This is a genomic window from Niallia sp. 01092 (assembly GCF_052318935.1).
In the GTDB taxonomy this organism is placed as follows: domain Bacteria; phylum Bacillota; class Bacilli; order Bacillales; family Cytobacillaceae; genus Niallia.
In genome coordinates this window covers 42,678-60,718 of the sequence record NZ_JBQRKO010000026.1, presented here as the reverse complement: position 1 = coordinate 60,718, position 18,041 = coordinate 42,678, and the positions used below count along the sequence as shown (strand labels likewise).

At 35.4% G+C, this 18,041-nt stretch carries 23 protein-coding genes; 2 read left to right on the top strand and 21 right to left on the bottom strand.

The genetic code is table 11. From position 1 onward, the window contains the following. Positions 1–207: 207 nt before the first annotated feature. On the bottom strand, positions 208–438 hold the full coding sequence (locus ACTXGU_RS19520; RefSeq protein ID WP_443483197.1) for a hypothetical protein: 231 nt from the start codon (positions 436–438) through the stop codon (positions 208–210). Positions 439–630: 192 nt separating this feature from the next. On the opposite strand from ACTXGU_RS19520, the gene pdaB reads away from it, so the two are divergent. Together pdaB and gerD are read left to right on the top strand one after the other, a co-directional pair. Next, positions 631–1,380 (top strand): polysaccharide deacetylase family sporulation protein PdaB, encoded by a 750-nt coding sequence (pdaB, locus tag ACTXGU_RS19515; protein WP_443483196.1) that lies wholly within the window; start codon positions 631–633, stop codon positions 1,378–1,380. Between the two features lie 140 nt (positions 1,381–1,520). Then, complete coding sequence (gerD, locus tag ACTXGU_RS19510; RefSeq protein ID WP_443483195.1) at positions 1,521–2,096, top strand: spore germination lipoprotein GerD; 576 nt, start codon at positions 1,521–1,523, stop codon at positions 2,094–2,096. Between the two features lie 53 nt (positions 2,097–2,149). Here gerD and ACTXGU_RS19505 read toward each other — a convergent pair whose 3' ends face one another. The 20 genes from ACTXGU_RS19505 to rplO all read right to left on the bottom strand — a co-directional run bounded on the left by ACTXGU_RS19505 (position 2,150) and on the right by rplO (position 18,030). Beyond that, positions 2,150–3,184 (bottom strand): Mrp/NBP35 family ATP-binding protein, encoded by a 1,035-nt coding sequence (locus ACTXGU_RS19505; RefSeq protein ID WP_443483194.1) that lies wholly within the window; start codon positions 3,182–3,184, stop codon positions 2,150–2,152. Between the two features lie 334 nt (positions 3,185–3,518). After that, complete coding sequence (cwlD, locus tag ACTXGU_RS19500; protein WP_443483193.1) at positions 3,519–4,238, bottom strand: N-acetylmuramoyl-L-alanine amidase CwlD; 720 nt, start codon at positions 4,236–4,238, stop codon at positions 3,519–3,521. Positions 4,239–4,349: 111 nt separating this feature from the next. Continuing rightward, positions 4,350–4,790, bottom strand: coding sequence for a DUF2521 family protein (locus ACTXGU_RS19495; RefSeq protein WP_443483192.1), 441 nt, complete (start codon positions 4,788–4,790; stop codon positions 4,350–4,352). Between the two features lie 110 nt (positions 4,791–4,900). Further along, entirely contained in the window at positions 4,901–6,352 is a 1,452-nt protein-coding gene (locus tag ACTXGU_RS19490) for a PH domain-containing protein (RefSeq protein ID WP_443483191.1), read from the bottom strand. Beyond that, positions 6,352–6,846 carry a PH domain-containing protein gene (locus ACTXGU_RS19485; RefSeq protein ID WP_443483190.1) on the bottom strand — a complete coding sequence of 165 codons (495 nt, stop codon included), beginning with the start codon at positions 6,844–6,846 and terminating at the stop codon, positions 6,352–6,354. Before ACTXGU_RS19485 ends, ACTXGU_RS19490 begins: the two co-directional genes overlap by 1 nt. 294 nt (positions 6,847–7,140) lie before the next feature. Continuing rightward, positions 7,141–7,533, bottom strand: coding sequence for a 30S ribosomal protein S9 (gene rpsI, locus ACTXGU_RS19480; RefSeq protein ID WP_443483189.1), 393 nt, complete (start codon positions 7,531–7,533; stop codon positions 7,141–7,143). A 22-nt stretch (positions 7,534–7,555) separates the two neighbouring features. Further along, positions 7,556–7,993: a 50S ribosomal protein L13 gene (gene rplM, locus ACTXGU_RS19475; protein ID WP_443483188.1), complete on the bottom strand. Its 438-nt coding sequence runs from the start codon at positions 7,991–7,993 to the stop codon at positions 7,556–7,558. A 315-nt stretch (positions 7,994–8,308) separates the two neighbouring features. After that, positions 8,309–9,046 (bottom strand): tRNA pseudouridine(38-40) synthase TruA, encoded by a 738-nt coding sequence (gene truA, locus ACTXGU_RS19470; protein WP_443483187.1) that lies wholly within the window; start codon positions 9,044–9,046, stop codon positions 8,309–8,311. 11 nt (positions 9,047–9,057) lie between these two features. After that, the gene (locus ACTXGU_RS19465; protein WP_443483186.1) at positions 9,058–9,855 is read right to left on the bottom strand and encodes an energy-coupling factor transporter transmembrane component T family protein; all 798 of its coding nucleotides are present in this window, start codon (positions 9,853–9,855) and stop codon (positions 9,058–9,060) included. Continuing rightward, a complete protein-coding gene (locus tag ACTXGU_RS19460) occupies positions 9,852–10,724 on the bottom strand; it encodes an energy-coupling factor ABC transporter ATP-binding protein (RefSeq protein WP_443483185.1) in 873 nt (290 codons plus the stop codon). Before ACTXGU_RS19460 ends, ACTXGU_RS19465 begins: the two co-directional genes overlap by 4 nt. Further along, the gene (locus ACTXGU_RS19455; RefSeq protein ID WP_443483184.1) at positions 10,700–11,542 is read right to left on the bottom strand and encodes an energy-coupling factor ABC transporter ATP-binding protein; all 843 of its coding nucleotides are present in this window, start codon (positions 11,540–11,542) and stop codon (positions 10,700–10,702) included. The genes ACTXGU_RS19460 and ACTXGU_RS19455 overlap by 25 nt, the downstream gene beginning before the upstream one ends. Positions 11,543–12,067: 525 nt before the next feature. After that, positions 12,068–12,430 (bottom strand): 50S ribosomal protein L17, encoded by a 363-nt coding sequence (gene rplQ / locus ACTXGU_RS19450; protein WP_443483183.1) that lies wholly within the window; start codon positions 12,428–12,430, stop codon positions 12,068–12,070. 62 nt (positions 12,431–12,492) lie between these two features. Continuing rightward, positions 12,493–13,437, bottom strand: coding sequence for a DNA-directed RNA polymerase subunit alpha (locus ACTXGU_RS19445; protein WP_443483198.1), 945 nt, complete (start codon positions 13,435–13,437; stop codon positions 12,493–12,495). Positions 13,438–13,608: 171 nt separating this feature from the next. Then, positions 13,609–13,998: a 30S ribosomal protein S11 gene (rpsK, locus tag ACTXGU_RS19440; protein ID WP_101176333.1), complete on the bottom strand. Its 390-nt coding sequence runs from the start codon at positions 13,996–13,998 to the stop codon at positions 13,609–13,611. A 21-nt stretch (positions 13,999–14,019) separates the two neighbouring features. Then, positions 14,020–14,385 (bottom strand): 30S ribosomal protein S13, encoded by a 366-nt coding sequence (gene rpsM / locus ACTXGU_RS19435; RefSeq protein ID WP_026565543.1) that lies wholly within the window; start codon positions 14,383–14,385, stop codon positions 14,020–14,022. 22 nt (positions 14,386–14,407) lie between these two features. Next, positions 14,408–14,521: a 50S ribosomal protein L36 gene (gene rpmJ, locus ACTXGU_RS19430; RefSeq protein ID WP_000868344.1), complete on the bottom strand. Its 114-nt coding sequence runs from the start codon at positions 14,519–14,521 to the stop codon at positions 14,408–14,410. 37 nt (positions 14,522–14,558) lie between these two features. Next, complete coding sequence (gene infA, locus ACTXGU_RS19425; protein ID WP_016204578.1) at positions 14,559–14,777, bottom strand: translation initiation factor IF-1; 219 nt, start codon at positions 14,775–14,777, stop codon at positions 14,559–14,561. Positions 14,778–15,583: 806 nt separating this feature from the next. After that, positions 15,584–16,234 carry an adenylate kinase gene (locus ACTXGU_RS19420; RefSeq protein WP_443483182.1) on the bottom strand — a complete coding sequence of 217 codons (651 nt, stop codon included), beginning with the start codon at positions 16,232–16,234 and terminating at the stop codon, positions 15,584–15,586. Between the two features lie 60 nt (positions 16,235–16,294). Beyond that, positions 16,295–17,590 (bottom strand): preprotein translocase subunit SecY, encoded by a 1,296-nt coding sequence (gene secY / locus ACTXGU_RS19415; RefSeq protein ID WP_443483181.1) that lies wholly within the window; start codon positions 17,588–17,590, stop codon positions 16,295–16,297. Beyond that, the gene (gene rplO, locus ACTXGU_RS19410; protein WP_443483180.1) at positions 17,590–18,030 is read right to left on the bottom strand and encodes a 50S ribosomal protein L15; all 441 of its coding nucleotides are present in this window, start codon (positions 18,028–18,030) and stop codon (positions 17,590–17,592) included. The genes secY and rplO overlap by 1 nt, the downstream gene beginning before the upstream one ends. Positions 18,031–18,041: the final 11 nt, after the last annotated feature.

Below are 18,041 nucleotides of genomic sequence, written 5' to 3'. Positions count from 1 at the left end.
AAGGGTTATAAACGTTTATTGTTGACGTTTTGTTTGTTCAGTTTTCAAAGAGCAATTTTTCATTCGCTTCAGAAGCGACTTTATTAATTTATCACATCGTTTTAAGTAAGTCAATATTTTTTTATTATTTTTTATTAACTTTTTATTTCCCGTCGAAGTGACGCTTATTAATATACCAAGCAAAGAAACATAAGTCAACATATTATTTCACTTTTTTTCTACATATTTTTTATTTCTTATAAGATACTGCAAACATTCTTTTGGAGAAGCCACCCTTTTAAATAAAGAAAATAGCTCCTGATACCTTTCCATCATTGCATTTTTTACATTATTATCGATTCTTTCATCATTCAGATCAAATAATATTTCATCTAACTCTCTTTTAATTAAATACTCTATTTCTTTTACTTCTTGTTGATTTAATATTAACCCTAACACGACTGTTCCTCCTAGATGCCAATAATATGTAAGATTCTATTCATTTAAATTTAGGCTGTTTTCGTATAGATTTAAATATTAGGTCTCTGTATTATTGCCATAATCCCAAGTATTATGAAATCTTTTTGTCATTTTCTTTCCTTGAACTTCATAAAATGGGACGAGGAGTAAATGGAGCGGGGTGAGAAATAAATGAATAAATTTTATGTGCTTAACGGAAAGTCTTTAAAACAATTAACATTAATCATTGTTGTTTCTTTTTTTACTGCTTGGTTTTTGTATATGGAAAATATCGTACATATACCTGTTTTTTCTTCATCGAATGGTCCAAAAGCTGTTTATAAAGGGGAAAAAGGGATTGCACTTACCTTTAATATTAGCTGGGGTGATAAAAAAGCAGAACCTATTCTTGATATTTTAAAAAAAGAAAAGGTCACGGCTACTTTTTTCCTTGCCGGTTCATGGGCAGAACAGCATCCAGATACAGTAAATAGAATGATAAAGGAAGGTCATGAAATTGGCATTCTTGGTTATAATTATGTAGATTATTCCGAACTAAAAAAAGAAAAAATCACCCAAGACCTTTCAAAAGCTAAAACAGCATTTGATAAATTAAACATAAAGGATATTTCCCTTGTAAGAGCCCCAACTGGACACTTTAATCAAGAAGCATTATACGTTACACATCAATACAATTATACACTTGTACATTGGAGCATTGATTCAAAAGATTGGACAAATCCAGGTATAGCTACCATTATGAAAAAAATTTCACCAGCAAAAAAAGGAGATATTATTTTGCTACACGCTTCAGATTCTGCCAAACAAACAGCTAAAGCTCTCCCTCAAATAATTGAGAAGTTAAAAGATAAACATTTAAAATTTGTTTCCGTTTCTGAGATGCTTTCCAATGCTCAATCAAAATCAAAAGAGATTAATTAAAATAATTTTTTAACCAACATGCAAAAAATTAGAGAACGATGCTAATTTTTTGCATGTTGTTTTCGTTTAAGGAGGAATAATATTAAAAAAAAGCAACATTCTACTTAATAGGAGCTATTTTATGAAAGGGGCAGAAAACGATGCTGAAAAAAAGTGTTATCGTCTTGCTTTTATCTATAGGAATATTAAGTGGATGTACGGATGGCGAAACTTCTCCTCAACAAATGGATTATGATCAAACAAAGAAAATGATTGTGGATATATTAAAAACGGATGATGGTAAAAAAGCGATTCGGGATGTGATTGGGGATGAAGAAGTTAAACAAAATTTAATTATGAACGAAGAGTCCATTAACCAAACAATTGAAAAAACATTAGTGTCTAAAAAAGCGGCAGATTTTTGGAAAGAAAATTTTAAAGACCCTAAATTCGCCGAAACGATGGCTAAAAGCATGGAAGAAGAGAATAAAAAGTTAATAAAAAACTTAATGAAAGATCCAGAATATAGAAAGATGATGATCGAGCTGCTGCAAGATCCAGAACTAGAGTCAGAAGTGAAAAAAATTTTAAAAAGCACCGAGTATAGAAAGCATGTTGAAAATGTATTAAAAGAAACAATGGATACACCGGAATTTAAAAAGAGATTTCAGGATTTATTGGATAAAGCAGCGAAAGAAGCCTCTTCAAATGAAAAAACAGGAACTAGTAAATTTTAAAAAAGCTTTTCAGGCTGAGAACTAGCCTAACAAGACTAGTTCTCCTTAATCCCCTATTCTAATGCTGCAATTATTTTTTCAGCTATTTCTGTATATTTCCGACCTAATAAGTGGTCTTCCTTATATACTGATGGAGCGAAATCATCTACATTCAAATCTGGCTGCGCTAAAGGTAATTGTCCTAATAGAGGAACATTTAAATCTTCTGCTAACTTGTTTCCTCCTCCTTTTCCAAACACATATTCCTTTTCGCCAGTTGTTTTACTTTCAAAATAGGACATATTTTCAATTACTCCTATTATTGCATGGTCTGTTTTTATTGCCATTGTTCCTGCCCTTGCTGCAACAAAAGCAGCTGTAGGATGTGGTGTCGTCACAATAATTTCTTTACTAGAAGGAAGCATCGAATGCACATCTAATGCAACATCCCCAGTACCCGGCGGCAAATCTAAAATGAGATAATCTAATTCTCCCCACTTCACTTCCCCTAAAAAATTAGCTAGCATTTTACCAAGCATCGGCCCTCTCCAAATAACCGGAGAATTATCTTCTACAAAAAAGCCCATTGACATTACTTTTACGCCAAATCGTTCGACAGGAATAATTTTTTCCTCTTGAACTTCCGGACGTGTGGAAATCCCCATCATATCAGGAATACTAAAACCGTAAATATCGGCATCTAGAATACCTACTTTTTTCCCTAACCTAGCAAGGGATACCGCAATATTTACAGATATAGTCGATTTTCCGACCCCGCCTTTTCCACTTGCAATCGCAAGGTAGACAGGCGTCTTTTTCGTCTTTTTTTCCTCTGTACTAAGTATTTCTTCCACTAAACTTTTTGAAAGTTCTGTAAATCTCAACCCGACACTTTCTATCCCGTTTTCTTTTAAGGTAGAAACAATATGTTCTTGTAATTCAACCTGAGCAGGCGAACCTAATTTGGCAACAGCTACTTTTATACTTGCATGCCTTTTTTCTTCATTCCATTTTATATCTTTAATGGAATTTAACTCCAATAATGTTTTATGTAAAAAAGGATCTATCATTCGTTCTAATAGATTTTCTATTTCATCTTTTGTTAGCATGACAATCCCCCTTTTTTATAATGGCTGTTTTCGTATAGATTGTTGCTTTTAAACTCGCAGCCCGAATACACTTCGCTTTCCGTGGGCGAGCGTCGAGCCTCCTCGTCGCATTCGCTCCTGTGGGGTCTCGTCTTTCTCGTGTTCCCACAGGAGTCTACGTGTATTCAGTCTGCTAAGTACTTCTTCTCTCATTTTTTTTACGTAAAAAACAACAAACTTTGAGAAAACAGCCTTTATAATAGTATAACATATATGAATTTAGAGATTATCTTTTCACAAATATGAATTATTTCCCGTGAATATATAACTAAAAAAAGAGAGCATTCCTCTCCCTTTAGTCTTTATATTCTATTGGCTCTTCGTCGGTAAAATAACGGTTAATTCCTTTATATACAGATGCAGCTACCTTGTTTTGATAATCGTCTTTCATTAAATTTAATTTTTCTGTAGGATTGGATAAAAAGCCAATTTCAACTAAGGCACCTGGTTTGTTTGCATGTTTTAATATATAAACGCTGCCAAGCGGTTTTGCTCTTCTTGTTGTATTTTCCAAATTTTCGATCAATTCGTCTTGGATAAACTTTGCCGCTGCTTCGTTTTCTTTTATTTGGGGAGCATAAAACGTTTGTGCACCACTCCACTTAGAGGAAGGAATAGCATTTAAGTGCACACTTAAAAAGAAATCAGCATCTGAGTCATTTATGATCTTTAATCTTTCTTTTAAATCTTCTACTTTTCGATTGCGATAACCTTTTATATTCTCACCCGCCAAGTCCTTATCTTCTTCTCTTGTCATAATGACGAGCGCTCCTTGCTCTTGCAAATAATCCCTAATTTTAAGTGATACTTTTAAAGCAATATCTTTCTCTAACACATCGTTATCTCCTGCTCCGCCATCAGGGCCTCCATGTCCTGGATCGATCACAATAACCTTTCCAGTTAACGGCAGGTTCCACGCATCCCATGAATCATTATTTGAAAAATCATATTGTAAAATAAAAAACAGGAGTATTAATCCGATTGTAAATATGCTTATCTTTAATTTTTTATTCACTGTTCTAGTCAATCCCCCCTGCCCGTCCTTACTTTTACTATATGGGACAAGGGGATCGTTTAGAACTTAGAACTACAAAACCATTTTGACAAACTTCGGGTGGAACTACCTTTAATGAAGTCTTAGTTTTCGTCTCTTTTTTGCTTTTTCAAATCCTTCGTTCCACCATTCATCAACAAATTGTTCACATAAGTAGAGCAAGGATTCATCTTTGCTGCTTTCTTCACTTCCCCAATATAGAAGAAAATGAAACAGCGTATCCTTTAAGTGCTTATCTTCATCAAAACATCTATTTTTAATCGATTCCAAAGTTTCTCCGTATTCGCTGAATTTACTAAAATTTGCACCCAGCAGAAATGCTTCAATCGCTACATCATAGCATGCCTCTTCAATTCCTGTATCCATGATCATACTTGACGTTAAATGAGAAGACCCAAAATAACGGGCTACTCTTTCTTTTAAGTCTTTTATCGAAATCTCCCTTAATACAGATCTTTCGTATTTCATTTGTTTTTGTCTTTTTTTCGTATCAAAGGTTGTTATAACTGTCACTTTATTTCTCACCCCTTAAAATTAGTTTTTAACTAAACTTAAGGAGCAATACTATCTGGATATTACTTTCGATAACCAATTAATAAGGATGTTGCTAATTTTGGAAGATCTTATTTCATTTCTATTTCCAAAATTCTCTTTGTATACCAAATGTAAAATACATCTGCTTTTTCTAATGGAACATCCATCATTTTTGTATGTACTAATGGTTTGGAACGATTTATCATTTTAATGGTAGCAAGACCAAATTTTTTCTGCCATTTCGTCCGTTTCACTTCAATCTCCATCACTTTACTCCGTTTTGTGATAAACAAAGATGTCTTTAAGCTGCCCGATTTCATTTGCACAAATTCATTATGGATAAGATATCTGCTATTACGATAATCAAATACCCGAAGTGCGTAGATGATGCAGAATAAAAGGATTGATACATACCATAATGAAGGCTTAAAGTAAAAAACAGCTGCAGTCCCAAATATCCAAATAAAACTCGGCTCTAACATACGTGCAAGAAAAGCCTTTTTCGAGAGCTTTTCCATTGATTGTTCTACTTTGTATTCTGGCAATAGTTGATGTATCATCTCATAAGCTTTATTTATCGGTAAAAAGGGATATAAAGAATTGGTTTTCAACTCTTCTTCTCCCGTATCTCCTGTACTTATTAGTTTCACTTCTGCTAGCTTAAACAATCTTTTTACAGGTGACTGGATTATTTCTATTGCTTGGACTTTTTCTTTTTGAATGGAAAAAGAAATCTCTTCTACTACCCCTTTTTTTATATAAATTTCTCCCTGATCGGATAAGATTTCATAATTCCCATATTTCCAAAAAGTTGAAACAATGCCAAATGCTATAGCAGCTATCGTCAATACGATGAAAATAAGCCCAAATAACCACCAATGATGTAAAGTGGTCTTCCATATTTCCGCTGTCATACCATCTAAGTTAAAAAAATCATCCACATTCTTATAGATAGAAACCAGCAGTGGTATAAGGGCAAGAAAACTCAAAGACGTAAACGATGCCTTTATGACTTCCTTTCTTGTTGCTTTAAAGTGACTAACCTTACTTATATTGTTATGATTATCTCCAGTCTGTTCCTCTTTTAATAAAGTATGTTTTTCGTTTATACTATGCTCCAACCATTCGGCTTCCTTTTTAGAGATGGCAGAAAAGGAGATGGAACTTTGATCACCAGATTCGCCAGTTTCAAAAGTTAAGGATGTTATTCCAAATATTTTATGCAAAACGGAAGTATGCCTTTGCATGTTTTGAATTTTATTTAGTGATATCGTTCGGTAGGATTTAGTAAATAAACCGGATGAAAGATGAATCGATCTTTCTATTATCGTATATCGATATTTTGTCCATTTTATGACGATGGAAATAAGACTCCAAACGATAGCTATTAGAAACACTATTTGCAATACTTTCATATATAGTTTCTCTGTCCCAAAGTTAAGGACAAAAAGGATGATAGCAAAGACAACATTATTTTTAATTAAACGAAAAACGTCTAACAGCATTTTCAGTGGATGTAATCTTTTTGTTCTCCCTTCCATTACTCCACTTCCTTAATCTTCGCATAATAGGCTATTTGATCTCTCAATTGATAAGCTTCTTCTTTTGAAACGGCAGGTATTTCATGAGAAGATCCCATAGTTCCAATACTAATGGAATATAATTGATACTTTCTCAAAAACGGACCTTGATTTAATTCAACGGATTGTACCTTTGTCATAGGAATCAATTGATGTTTTTCATTCCAAACACCTGACTTTAACTGAATAAACTCCTCGCTAACATCATACCGCCAATATTTTTGTTTTAAGGCTGGTTCTACAAGGATACCCCAAATAGAAGATAAAATCGTTAAAATAATAAGGGCTATAATAATCCAGCCAATCCAATTTTCCCATGAAAAATAAACACCTAAATAATATAAAACACCTAGGACAAGCAGAATCACAATAGTTGTAATAAATTCTGTTACACGCCAAACTTTTATCGCATCAGCAGCTATTCTTTTAGTTGGCACTGGGATGGTTGAATACATAAACATTCTCACTCCTTACTTTATGATTACTACTACGGATGGGTTAGTTATTAAGTTTCCATTTTTTGATTTATTTCAAAAAAAGACCCCAAACCAAATGGTTCAAGAGTCTTGAAAGTTTACATATAAAAAGAAAAACACCTTTGTCCTGTTCTTAAAATGATAAAATAACTTTATATTATCAGCAACAATATCCCGAACATTCAGCTTATTTTATACTTTCTATAATGAAAATTTTGCATAAAAAAAGACCCCTTCCACATAAGTGAAAAGAGCCTTCTGAAACGTATAAAATTAACGTTTTGAGAACTGAGGTGCACGACGAGCGCCTTTAAGACCGTATTTTTTACGTTCTTTCATACGAGCGTCACGAGTTAATAATCCAGCACGTTTTAATGTTGGACGGTATTCAGGATCTGCTTGAAGTAAAGCACGAGCGATACCATGACGGATAGCGCCAGCTTGACCAGTATAACCTCCACCGTTAACATTTACTAGAATATCGTAGCTTCCAGTTGTTTCAGTAGCTACTAATGGTTGTTTAACAACTTCACGTAAAGCTGCAAACGGGATATAAGTTTCGATTTCACGACCATTGATAATGATTTTACCTTCGCCTGGTACTAAACGTACACGTGCAACGGAACTTTTACGACGACCAGTACCGATATATTGAACCTGAGCCATTTGATTTACCTCCCTTTATTAATTATCCACGAAGTTCGTAAACTTCTGGTTGTTGTGCTTGGTGCGGATGCTCGCTACCAGCGTATACATGTAATTTTTTAAACATTTGACGACCAAGAGAATTTTTTGGAAGCATGCCTTTAATAGCAAGTTCTAACATTCTTTCAGCGTAGTTTGTGCGCATTTCTAATGCTGTTCTTGTTTTTAATCCACCTGGGTGCATTGTATGACGGTAGTAAATTTTGTCAGTTAATTTTTTACCAGTCAATTCGATTTTTGAAGCATTTAAAAGAATAACATGATCACCAGTATCCACATGTGGTGTGAAAGTTGGTTTATGTTTACCACGTAGTATTGATGCTACTTCACTAGCAAGACGACCTAAAGTTTTGCCTTCAGCATCAATAACGTACCATTTACGATCAACAGTGTTTGAATTAGCCATAAACGTTGTACGCATGAGTTTCCCTCCTGAATTTGAAATTTTTTTAGTTGAATTTTTGTAAGTTCTGTTACGTCTATATGTTCACACAATTAAGTTCCGGGGCTTAATGTGGGATTAAAATACATACCATATTATGATATATCCTAGAATAGTATATGTCAAGGAAATGTTACACCAGGTTTAGTTGTTATGAACTTTTTTTTAACTTAGTAGAAAAACAAGCTTTAATAAAGGCTGTTTTCGTATAGATTGTTGCTTTTAAACGCGCAGCCTGAATACTTCTTATCCCATTTTTTTTCGTAAAAAACAACAAACTTTGAGAAAACAGCTTTAATAGAACACTTTCCACAAATACAGTCCATTGGCTGATGCTGTTTTTCCAGCTGCTTTTCTGTCTTTTTTTTCAATAATAGCGGGAATAGATTGGGGATCTTTTTTTCCTCTCCCTACATCTAACAGGGTGCCAATCATGATCCGAACCATATTATACAAAAATCCATTTCCTGCAAAGCTGAATATCAGCATATCTTCTTCCTGAATTAATTTCACTGCCGTGATTTCTCTTACTTTATCTTCTTTATCTGTTTTCGCTGAGCAAAAACTTGTAAAATCATATTCACCAATAAAATGGTCCATCGCTTCTCGGATAGCCTCGACATTTAAGGAGTACGGATAGTAATAAGCATAATGGCGTTTAAAAGGATCTCGCCGCTCTGCCAAGTGAATAAAATAGCGATACTCTTTGCCTTTCACATCATATCGTGCATGAAAATCATTGCTGGCTGCTTCTACAGTGGAAACAACAATATCATGCGGCAGCAAAGTATTCAGCGCCAATTCCCATTTTCCGATTGGAATGTTTAATACAGAATCAAAATGAATAACTTGTCCTTTTGCATGAACACCAGCATCTGTTCGTCCAGAAGCTTGTATCTTCACTTCTGTACCTTTATGCAGCTTTTTTAAGGCCCGCTCTATTTCACCCTGCACCGTACGATCCTTTGGCTGAATTTGAAACCCGCAATAAGCGGAACCATCGTAGCTAATTGTACATTTATATCTTTGCATCTTTTTCTCCATTATGATCTTAGTAATAGAAGGATACATGTCATCATCAGTAATATTATAAGCATTACCGTATCTACTGGTTTCCAGATTAACTGACGATATTTTGTTCTTCCTTCTCCGCCTTGATATCCTCTCGCTTCCATTGCGATCGCCAGCTCTTCTGCCCGCTTAAAGGAGTTGACGAATAAAGGAATTAATAAAGGAACAATTGCTTTTATACGATTTTTTATTGGACCGCTTGAGAACTCTACTCCTCTGGCAATTTGCGCCTTCATTATTTTTTCTGTCTCATCCATTAATGTCGGAATAAAACGCAGCGAAATAGACATCATTAAGGCTAGTTCATGTACAGGAAATTTAAACTTCTTTAACGGTCCTAATAATGTTTCTATCGCATCTGTCAGCTCAATCGGTGTTGTCGTCAAAGTGAGAAGAGAGGTCATAATAATAAGCAAAAAGAATCGTATTGAAATAAGAACTCCCATTCTCATTCCTTCCTCATATATCTTTATCCAACCATATTGAAATACTAAATCCCCTTCTCTTGTAAAAAAGAGATGGAGTACTAAGGTGAAAATAATAAGCCATAAAACTGGTTTTAAGCCATTATAAATAAATTTTATCGGCACTTTTGATAAAAGAACCATCAATAGCACATAAGCAATTAACGTGATATATGTCCAATAATTATTTGCTAAAAAGACAACACAAATAAAGAAAAAAATTAACAATAGCTTGGAACGGGGATCCATTCGATGTAAAGTAGAGTCCATCGGAACAAAACGGCCAATTAACATCTTTCCCATCATAAGCCTTTTTCTCCCCTTTTTAAATAAGAAATGAACTCGGTCATAAAACTCTCCATATTTAAATGTACTTTCTTCATCTTCATCCCAAACTTATCTTCTATTTTCCGCTGAAATCTTACTACTTCCGGAACATCTAGTCCTATTTCCAATAACTCATCTGTTAAAGAAAAAATCTCTTCAGGAGTTCCGTTTTGATATACTTTGCCTTTATTCATAATCACAATTTCATCCGCATATAATGCAGCATCTTCCATACTATGCGTCACTAATATGGTAGATAAATTTCGCTTTTGATGAAGTGTATAAAACATATCCATGATTTCTTTTCTGCCCCGTGGATCCAACCCTGCTGTTGGTTCATCCAATACAAGCACATCTGGTTCCATTGCTAATACACCTGCAATCGCGACTCTTCTCATTTGGCCACCAGACAAATCAAAAGGGGATCTTTGCAGAAAATCTTCCGAGAGCCCGACCTCTGCCAACGCTTTTTTTGCTCTTAGCTTAGCCTCATTTTCCTTTATGCCAAAATTGAGCGGTCCAAAGCAAATGTCTTTTTCCACCGTTTCCTCAAATAACTGCTGTTCAGGAAATTGAAACACAATGCCAACTTTTTTACGAATACTACGGAGCTGTTTATGCTTCTTTCCTGCTTCCAACACTCTGTCACCAATCACTACTTTTCCCCTTGAAGGGATTAATAACGCGTTTAAATGTTGGAGTACAGTTGACTTTCCAGAACCAGTATGACCAATAATGGCCATATAAACACCTTTAGGTATGTTTATATTCACATCTTGAATCGCCAATCGTTCAAATGGAGTATTTTCTTGATATCGATAATCTACTTTTTGAAGTGAGATGTCCATAATTCTGTCACCAACTCTTCTTCTGTCAAAAATATTTTTTCAAGCAAAATTCCTTTATGATAAAGCTCACTGCTTAATTTAACGGAGAACGGAATATCTAAACCAATAGAGACCAATTCTTTATCTAATTGAAAAATTTGTTCTGGTGTTCCTTCTCGGTACACTTTCCCTTTATTCATGATAATGATTCGATCTGCTTTGGCTGCTTCTTCTAAGTCATGGGTAATAGAGATAATGGTCATCTTTTTTTGTTCTCGCAATTCTTTTATCAGTTGTAAGACTTCTTCTCTCCCTTGAGGATCAAGCATGGAAGTTGCTTCATCTAAAACAATAACAGCTGGTTGTAAAGCAATAACCCCTGCAATGGCTACCCTTTGTTTCTGTCCCCCAGATAGATGATGTGGCTCTTGATCAAGAAAAGATAACATCTTTACTTTTTCTAAAGAACGCTTCACTCTTTGGACCATTTCTTCTCTTGGGACTGCATTGTTTTCTAAACCAAAAGCCACATCATCCTTTACAGTTGTACCTACAAACTGATTATCAGGGTTTTGAAAGACCATACCAATCTTTTTGCGTGCTTCCCATACTGTATCTTCAGTAATCACCATATCATGCAGTTTGATAGATCCTTCATTTGGAAAATACAAACCGTTTAATAACTTTGCAAGAGTGGACTTCCCTGACCCATTATGACCAACAATTGCTATCCATTCTCCTTCTTTTACTTGAAAGGAAACACCATCCAAAGCCTTATCTGATTGTTCTTCATAACGGAAAGATACATTATCTACAGCTACCAACACTTTTTGGTTCATACATTCCCTCCCATTTACTAGAAAAGCGCAAGGTCCTATGGCAACGTCGATTGACTTGCATCCTGCGATTCTGTGGCGATATCGGCAATAGTATATCCTGTACGTCAAAGCTAGACATTCATCCATAAAAAAAGAAACTCGCCAATTGGGCGAGCTTTGAATTGGTTTAACATAAGATTATCAATTTATAATCTTTCCATTCCCTGCTTCAACAGGTTTCTTTTCTATATGGCTATTTCGATATAAATCTTATGGTATACCTTTTCTTAGCACCCATTACTGTCTTATCTGTAACATGAAAAAAGCCCGCACCTCTGTTTATAACCATTATAAACGAGGTGCATGAGCTAGACGAGTCATTAACAAAATACTATTCAATTACCTTAACGCTCATCGTAACACTCTTTTAGTGGCTTGTTAGTATCTATTAATAAACACTTAAATTCCTTTTAAAGCAAAAGGGTACTTGAACAAGTTTCATTCATATAAACTGTCCCGCACCCTTGTTGTCTTGTAAGTGGTTTATTAAACTAACTCGATAATTACCATTGGTGCACCGTCTCCACGACGAGGTCCCATTTTCATGATACGAGTGTAACCGCCTTGGCGTTCACTATAACGTGCAGCAACATCACTAAATAGTTTTTGTACTGCATCTTGGTTTGTTTCAGCGTTAGCTACTTCATGACGTACATATGCTGCAGCTTGACGACGTGCATGAAGATCTCCACGTTTACCAAGTGTAATCATTTTTTCCACAACAGAACGAAGTTCCTTTGCACGAGCTTCAGTTGTTTCAATTCGCTCATTGATGATTAAGTCTGTTGTTAAGTCACGTAACATAGCTTTACGCTGTGCGCTAGTGCGTCCTAACTTTCTGTAACCCATGTGAGATTCCCTCCTTTTGTTGAAATTCCTTCTTAGCTTTTAGCTAGTGATAGATAAACTAATCAGTCATCTTTTCTTAAACCTAAGCCAAGTTCTTCTAACTTATGCTTAACTTCTTCAAGAGATTTTCTACCAAGATTTCGAACTTTCATCATATCTTCTTCTGTCTTATTAGCAAGTTCTTGTACCGTATTAATACCAGCACGTTTTAAACAGTTATAAGAGCGAACAGATAGATCTAATTCTTCAATCGTCATCTCAAGAACTTTTTCTTTTTGATCTTCTTCTTTTTCTACCATAATCTCTGCATTTTGTGCTTCGTCTGTTAAACCAACGAAGATATTTAAATGCTCTGTTAAAATCTTTGCACCAAGTGCAATAGCATCTTGAGGACCTGTACTACCGTCAGTCCAAACGTCAAAAGTTAATTTATCATAATTAGTCAATTGACCAACACGAGTATTCTCAACTTGATAAGATACTCTAGATACAGGTGTATAGATAGAGTCAATAGGAATTACGCCAATAGGTTGATCTTCACGCTTATTTTGCTCAGCTGGAGTATATCCGCGTCCACGTTTAGCAGTTAAACGCATACGAAGATTTCCATTTGAACCTAATGTTGCGATATGAAGATTTGGATTTAAAATCTCAACATCACTATCGTGTGTAATCTCTGCTGCTGTAACGACACCTTCACCTTGAATATCAATCTCTAATGTTTTTTCATCATCAGAGTAGATTTTCAGTGCTAGTTTTTTGATGTTTAATATGATAGATGTTACATCTTCTACGACGCCTTCAATTGTTGAGAACTCATGAAGTACCCCATCAATTTGAATGGATGTGATAGCGGCACCAGGGAGTGAGGATAATAGAATACGACGTAAGGAGTTACCCAAAGTAGTACCATATCCACGCTCAAGTGGCTCTACGACGAATTTTCCGTATTTGGCCTCATCGTTGATCTCAACCGTTTCGATTTTTGGTTTTTCTATTTCGATCATCAAAATATACCCTCCTTCAAAACGTCGAAACCCCGGTTATAGGTGTAACCGAAATTCCCCATGTTTACGTTCCCGTTTGTGCACAACAACTGGAATAAATTTTCTGTACGGGTTTTAAAATTTTTATTCATATCCCATTATAGACAAGGATATAAAATTTATACAGAAAAATTAAACTCGGCGACGTTTAGGTGGTCGGCAGCCATTATGAGGAACTGGAGTTACGTCTCTGATTGCAGTAACTTCTAGACCTGCAGCTTGAAGTGCACGGATAGCAGCTTCACGACCAGCACCTGGTCCTTTTACTGTTACTTCTAGAGTTTTCATACCATGTTCCATAGATGTTTTTGCAGCTGTTTCTGCAGCCATTTGAGCAGCAAATGGAGTAGATTTACGAGAACCTCTAAATCCAAGAGCCCCTGCACTTGACCAAGAAAGCGCATTTCCATGAACGTCAGTAATTGTAACGATTGTATTATTGAATGTTGAACGAATGTGAGCAATACCTGCTTCTATATTCTTTTTAACACGACGTTTACGTGTATTAGTTTTACGTGCCATTTATAGTACCTCCTTTACCGATTATTTTTTCTTGTTAGCTACAGTCTTACGAGGACCTTTGCGTGTACGAGCGTTGTTCTTCGTATTTTGTCCACGAACCGGTAAACCACGGCGGTGACGAAGACCACGATAACATCCAATCTCCATTAAACGTTTGATGTTAAGAGAGATTTCTCGACGAAGGTCACCTTCAACTTTTAATTTATCAATGATATCACGGATTTTGTTTAACTCATCTTCCGTTAAATCACGTACACGAGTATCTTCAGAAACACCTGCTTCTGCTAATACTTTTTGTGCAGTATTTTTTCCAATACCATAAATGTATGTTAACGATATTACTACACGCTTTTCACGTGGAATATCCACACCAGCAATACGTGCCATCTATATGCGCACCTCCTTGTTATTAACCTTGTTTTTGTTTATGTTTAGGGTTTTCACAGATAACCATAACTTTCCCACGTCTGCGGATAACTTTACATTTTTCGCAGATTGGTTTTACTGATGGTCTAACTTTCATTATCCTAACCTCCTTGATAGTACGGAGTGCAATCAGATTATTTAAAGCGGTAAGTGATTCTTCCGCGAGTTAAGTCATATGGAGATAACTCAACCGTTACTTTATCACCAGGTAAAATACGAATAAAATGCATGCGGATTTTACCAGAAACGTGAGCCAATACAGTATGACCATTTTCTAATTCTACTTTAAACATGGCGTTCGGCAAAGTTTCAGTTATTGTGCCTTCAATTTCGATTACATCGTCTTTAGCCATCGAATTTGTCTCCCTTCATTGTAAAATACGAAATCACCTTTAACTTACTATAGTAAAGTGTAACTTTTCGTTTGTAACACGATCGGTGTACATCAAACTAGTCTGAACTGTTCATATAATATACTACATTATCAGTTGACTGCAACCAAATAATTATAACATACAATGAAGCATCTCGTCCGCAATAATTACAATAAATTTGTAGAAGTTTACGAACATCAAACTAATTTTAACCTTTGCAACCACCAAACCACAGGCTTTTGTTAGATGCTTTAAAAACAGTACTCTAACATTAGCTAATGTATGATCGTATCGAATCTTGATGTGCAGATAGAAATGAACTGTTTAAGAAAAAATATTCTTCTAGAGTCTATCCCTATTTTTATAAACACATACTCTCTTTTACTTGAAAAGTCACTTAGATTCCGCATCTAAAATGGAAAAGAGTTTTCGATAACGCACACCTAGTACAATACCTTATGTCCATAATAGAAAGAATAATAGTTACCTTCTTCACTACTAGATAAAAAAGCAAATCAAGCGGAGTTACCATGAAATCCAAAATACTCTGCACCAATTATCTAAATTGATTAATCTTTTAACGAAGATAAACATGTCTAAAACATGATTATACTTTTTTTGTTACAGATATAACCATAAAAATTATTATACCTTTTGAAAAAAGGAAATGCATCATGTTTAGGAATAAACTCCTTAGCCATTTCATCCCAATTCTTCTATTGTTAACTCTGATTTAAGTCCATGCTAGATTCAGATTAGTCTAAGCAAAAGTATGGAAAAAGTGCTTATTTTAAATTACTTAGCAGTTCATCAAGATCTAAGAATACTTTTTGTATATCTTGTTGACCATCAATATTGCGTAGATAGCCTTTTGATTCATAAAAATCAAGTAATGGTTGTGATTGTTTAATATTAACCTCTAAACGATTTTTAACAGTTGCTTCATTATCATCAGCACGTTGATATAATTCGCCACCACAACGGTCACAAACATCCAACTTAGCTGGTGGATTAAACACTAAGTGATAAGTAGCTCCACAACTTTTACAAATGCGGCGGCCTGTTAAACGTTCCATTAATATTTCTTGATCAACTTGAACGTTTATCACGTAATCAAGTTTCTTTTCTAAATCAACCAAAATACCTTCTAAAGCATCTGCTTGCGGAACAGTACGAGGAAAACCATCAAGAAGAAAACCCTTCTTGCAATCATCCTTGCTAAGTCTTTCACGAACAATACCAATTGTAACTTCATCTGGTACTAATTCGCCTTTATCCATAAAAGATTTTGCCTTTAGCCCAAGCTCTGTTTCATCTTTCATTGCAGCACGAAACATATCACCAGTTGAGATATGAGGGATGCCATACTTTTCGACAATCTTCTCAGCTTGTGTACCTTTACCTGCGCCAGGGAGTCCCATTAAGACTAAATTCATGCGTATTCCCCCTAAAGTCTTTAACATATAATTCAAGGGACATATGTCCCCTAAATTATGCTATTTAATAAACCCTTTATAGTGACGTTTAACAAGTTGTGACTCTAATTGCTTCATTGTTTCTAAAGCAACCCCAACTACGATTAGGATACTTGTTCCACCAATTTGAGCCGATTCTGGTAAATGAGCAATTTTGATGAAAACTACAGGTAGAATCGCAATCGCAGCTAAAAATAGCGCACCAACTAATGTTAAACGGTATAGAACACGTGTTAAATACTCTTGCGTGTTTTTACCTGGTCTAATACCTGGAATATATCCACCTTGCTTCTTCAAGTTTTCTGCCAGTTGTTCTGGATTTACTTGAATAAATGCATAAAAGTAGGTAAAGGCAAGAATTAAAACTGTATATAATGTCATTCCAACTGGATGAGAATAATCAAATACTCTTATGATCCAATTTGTAACATCGTTTTGCTCAAAGAATCCTGCGACCGTTCTTGGTGTTACCAAAAATGATACAGCAAAAATAACAGGAATAACACCAGCTGAGTTCACTTTCAACGGTAAATGTGTTGATTGACCACCGCTCGTATTATTTCCATTAACCATTCTTTTAGCATATTGAATAGGTATTTTTCTAAGAGCCTGTTGTATGAAGATAACTCCAACAACAATTGCAACAATTGCAACTAAAATTAATAGTATTGTTGCGATGTTCATGAAAAGTTGATCACCCGTATTTTCAAACTTCTGTGCATAAATCTGGTTGGCAATCGATGGTATTCCAGAAGCAATTCCGGCAAAGATGATAATCGAAATACCGTTTCCTACCCCATTAGATGTAATTAGTTCACCTAACCACATTAAAAAGGCAGTACCAGCCGTTAATACAACAGCAATTACAAAATAGGTTCCAAATCCAGGATTGGTAATCAAGGAGCCCCCTGCAAGGTTATTAAAACCATACGACATCCCAAAGGCTTGAATGAACCCTAACACAATAGTAAAGTAACGTGTAAATTGAGTTAATTTACGTCGTCCTACTTCCCCTTGTTTAGACCATTCAGTAAACTTTGGAACGACATCCATCTGTAATAAACTCACAATAATGGAAGCGGTGATATATGGCATAATTCCCATTGCAAGTATCGAAAAGTTCTTTAACGCTCCCCCGCCAAAAGTATTCAAAACACCAAAGGCGCTGAATGTATCTTGCGCTTGTAAGAAATCAGCATTTACGTACGGTACAGGTATAAATGTACCGATACGGAAAATAATCAACATTAATAGGGTGAATATGATTTTACGTCTTATTTCACCCACGCGCATAAAATTGGAGATTGTCTGAAACATTAAATCACCTCAGTTTGACCGCCTGCAGCTTCAATAGCTTCTTTTGCAGCAGAGGAGAATTTATGTGCTTTTACTGTAAGCTTTTTCTCAACTTTGCCTTTAGCAAGAATTTTGATTCCTGCTTTTTCATTACTTACAATACCTGTTTCGATAAGAAGTTCTGGAGTAACTTCTGCTCCATCTTCAAAACGATTTAGTACATCAAGATTAACAATTGCATATTCTTTGCGGTTGATGTTTGTAAAACCACGTTTAGGTAAACGACGGAATAAAGGAGTTTGACCACCTTCAAATCCAGGTCTTACACCACCGCCTGAACGAGCGTTTTGACCTTTATGACCTTTACCAGCAGTTTTACCGTTACCTGAACCGATACCGCGTCCTTTGCGTTTGCGTTCTTGTCTTGCACCTTCTGCAGGTTTTAATTCATGAAGTTTCATATTGGCACCTC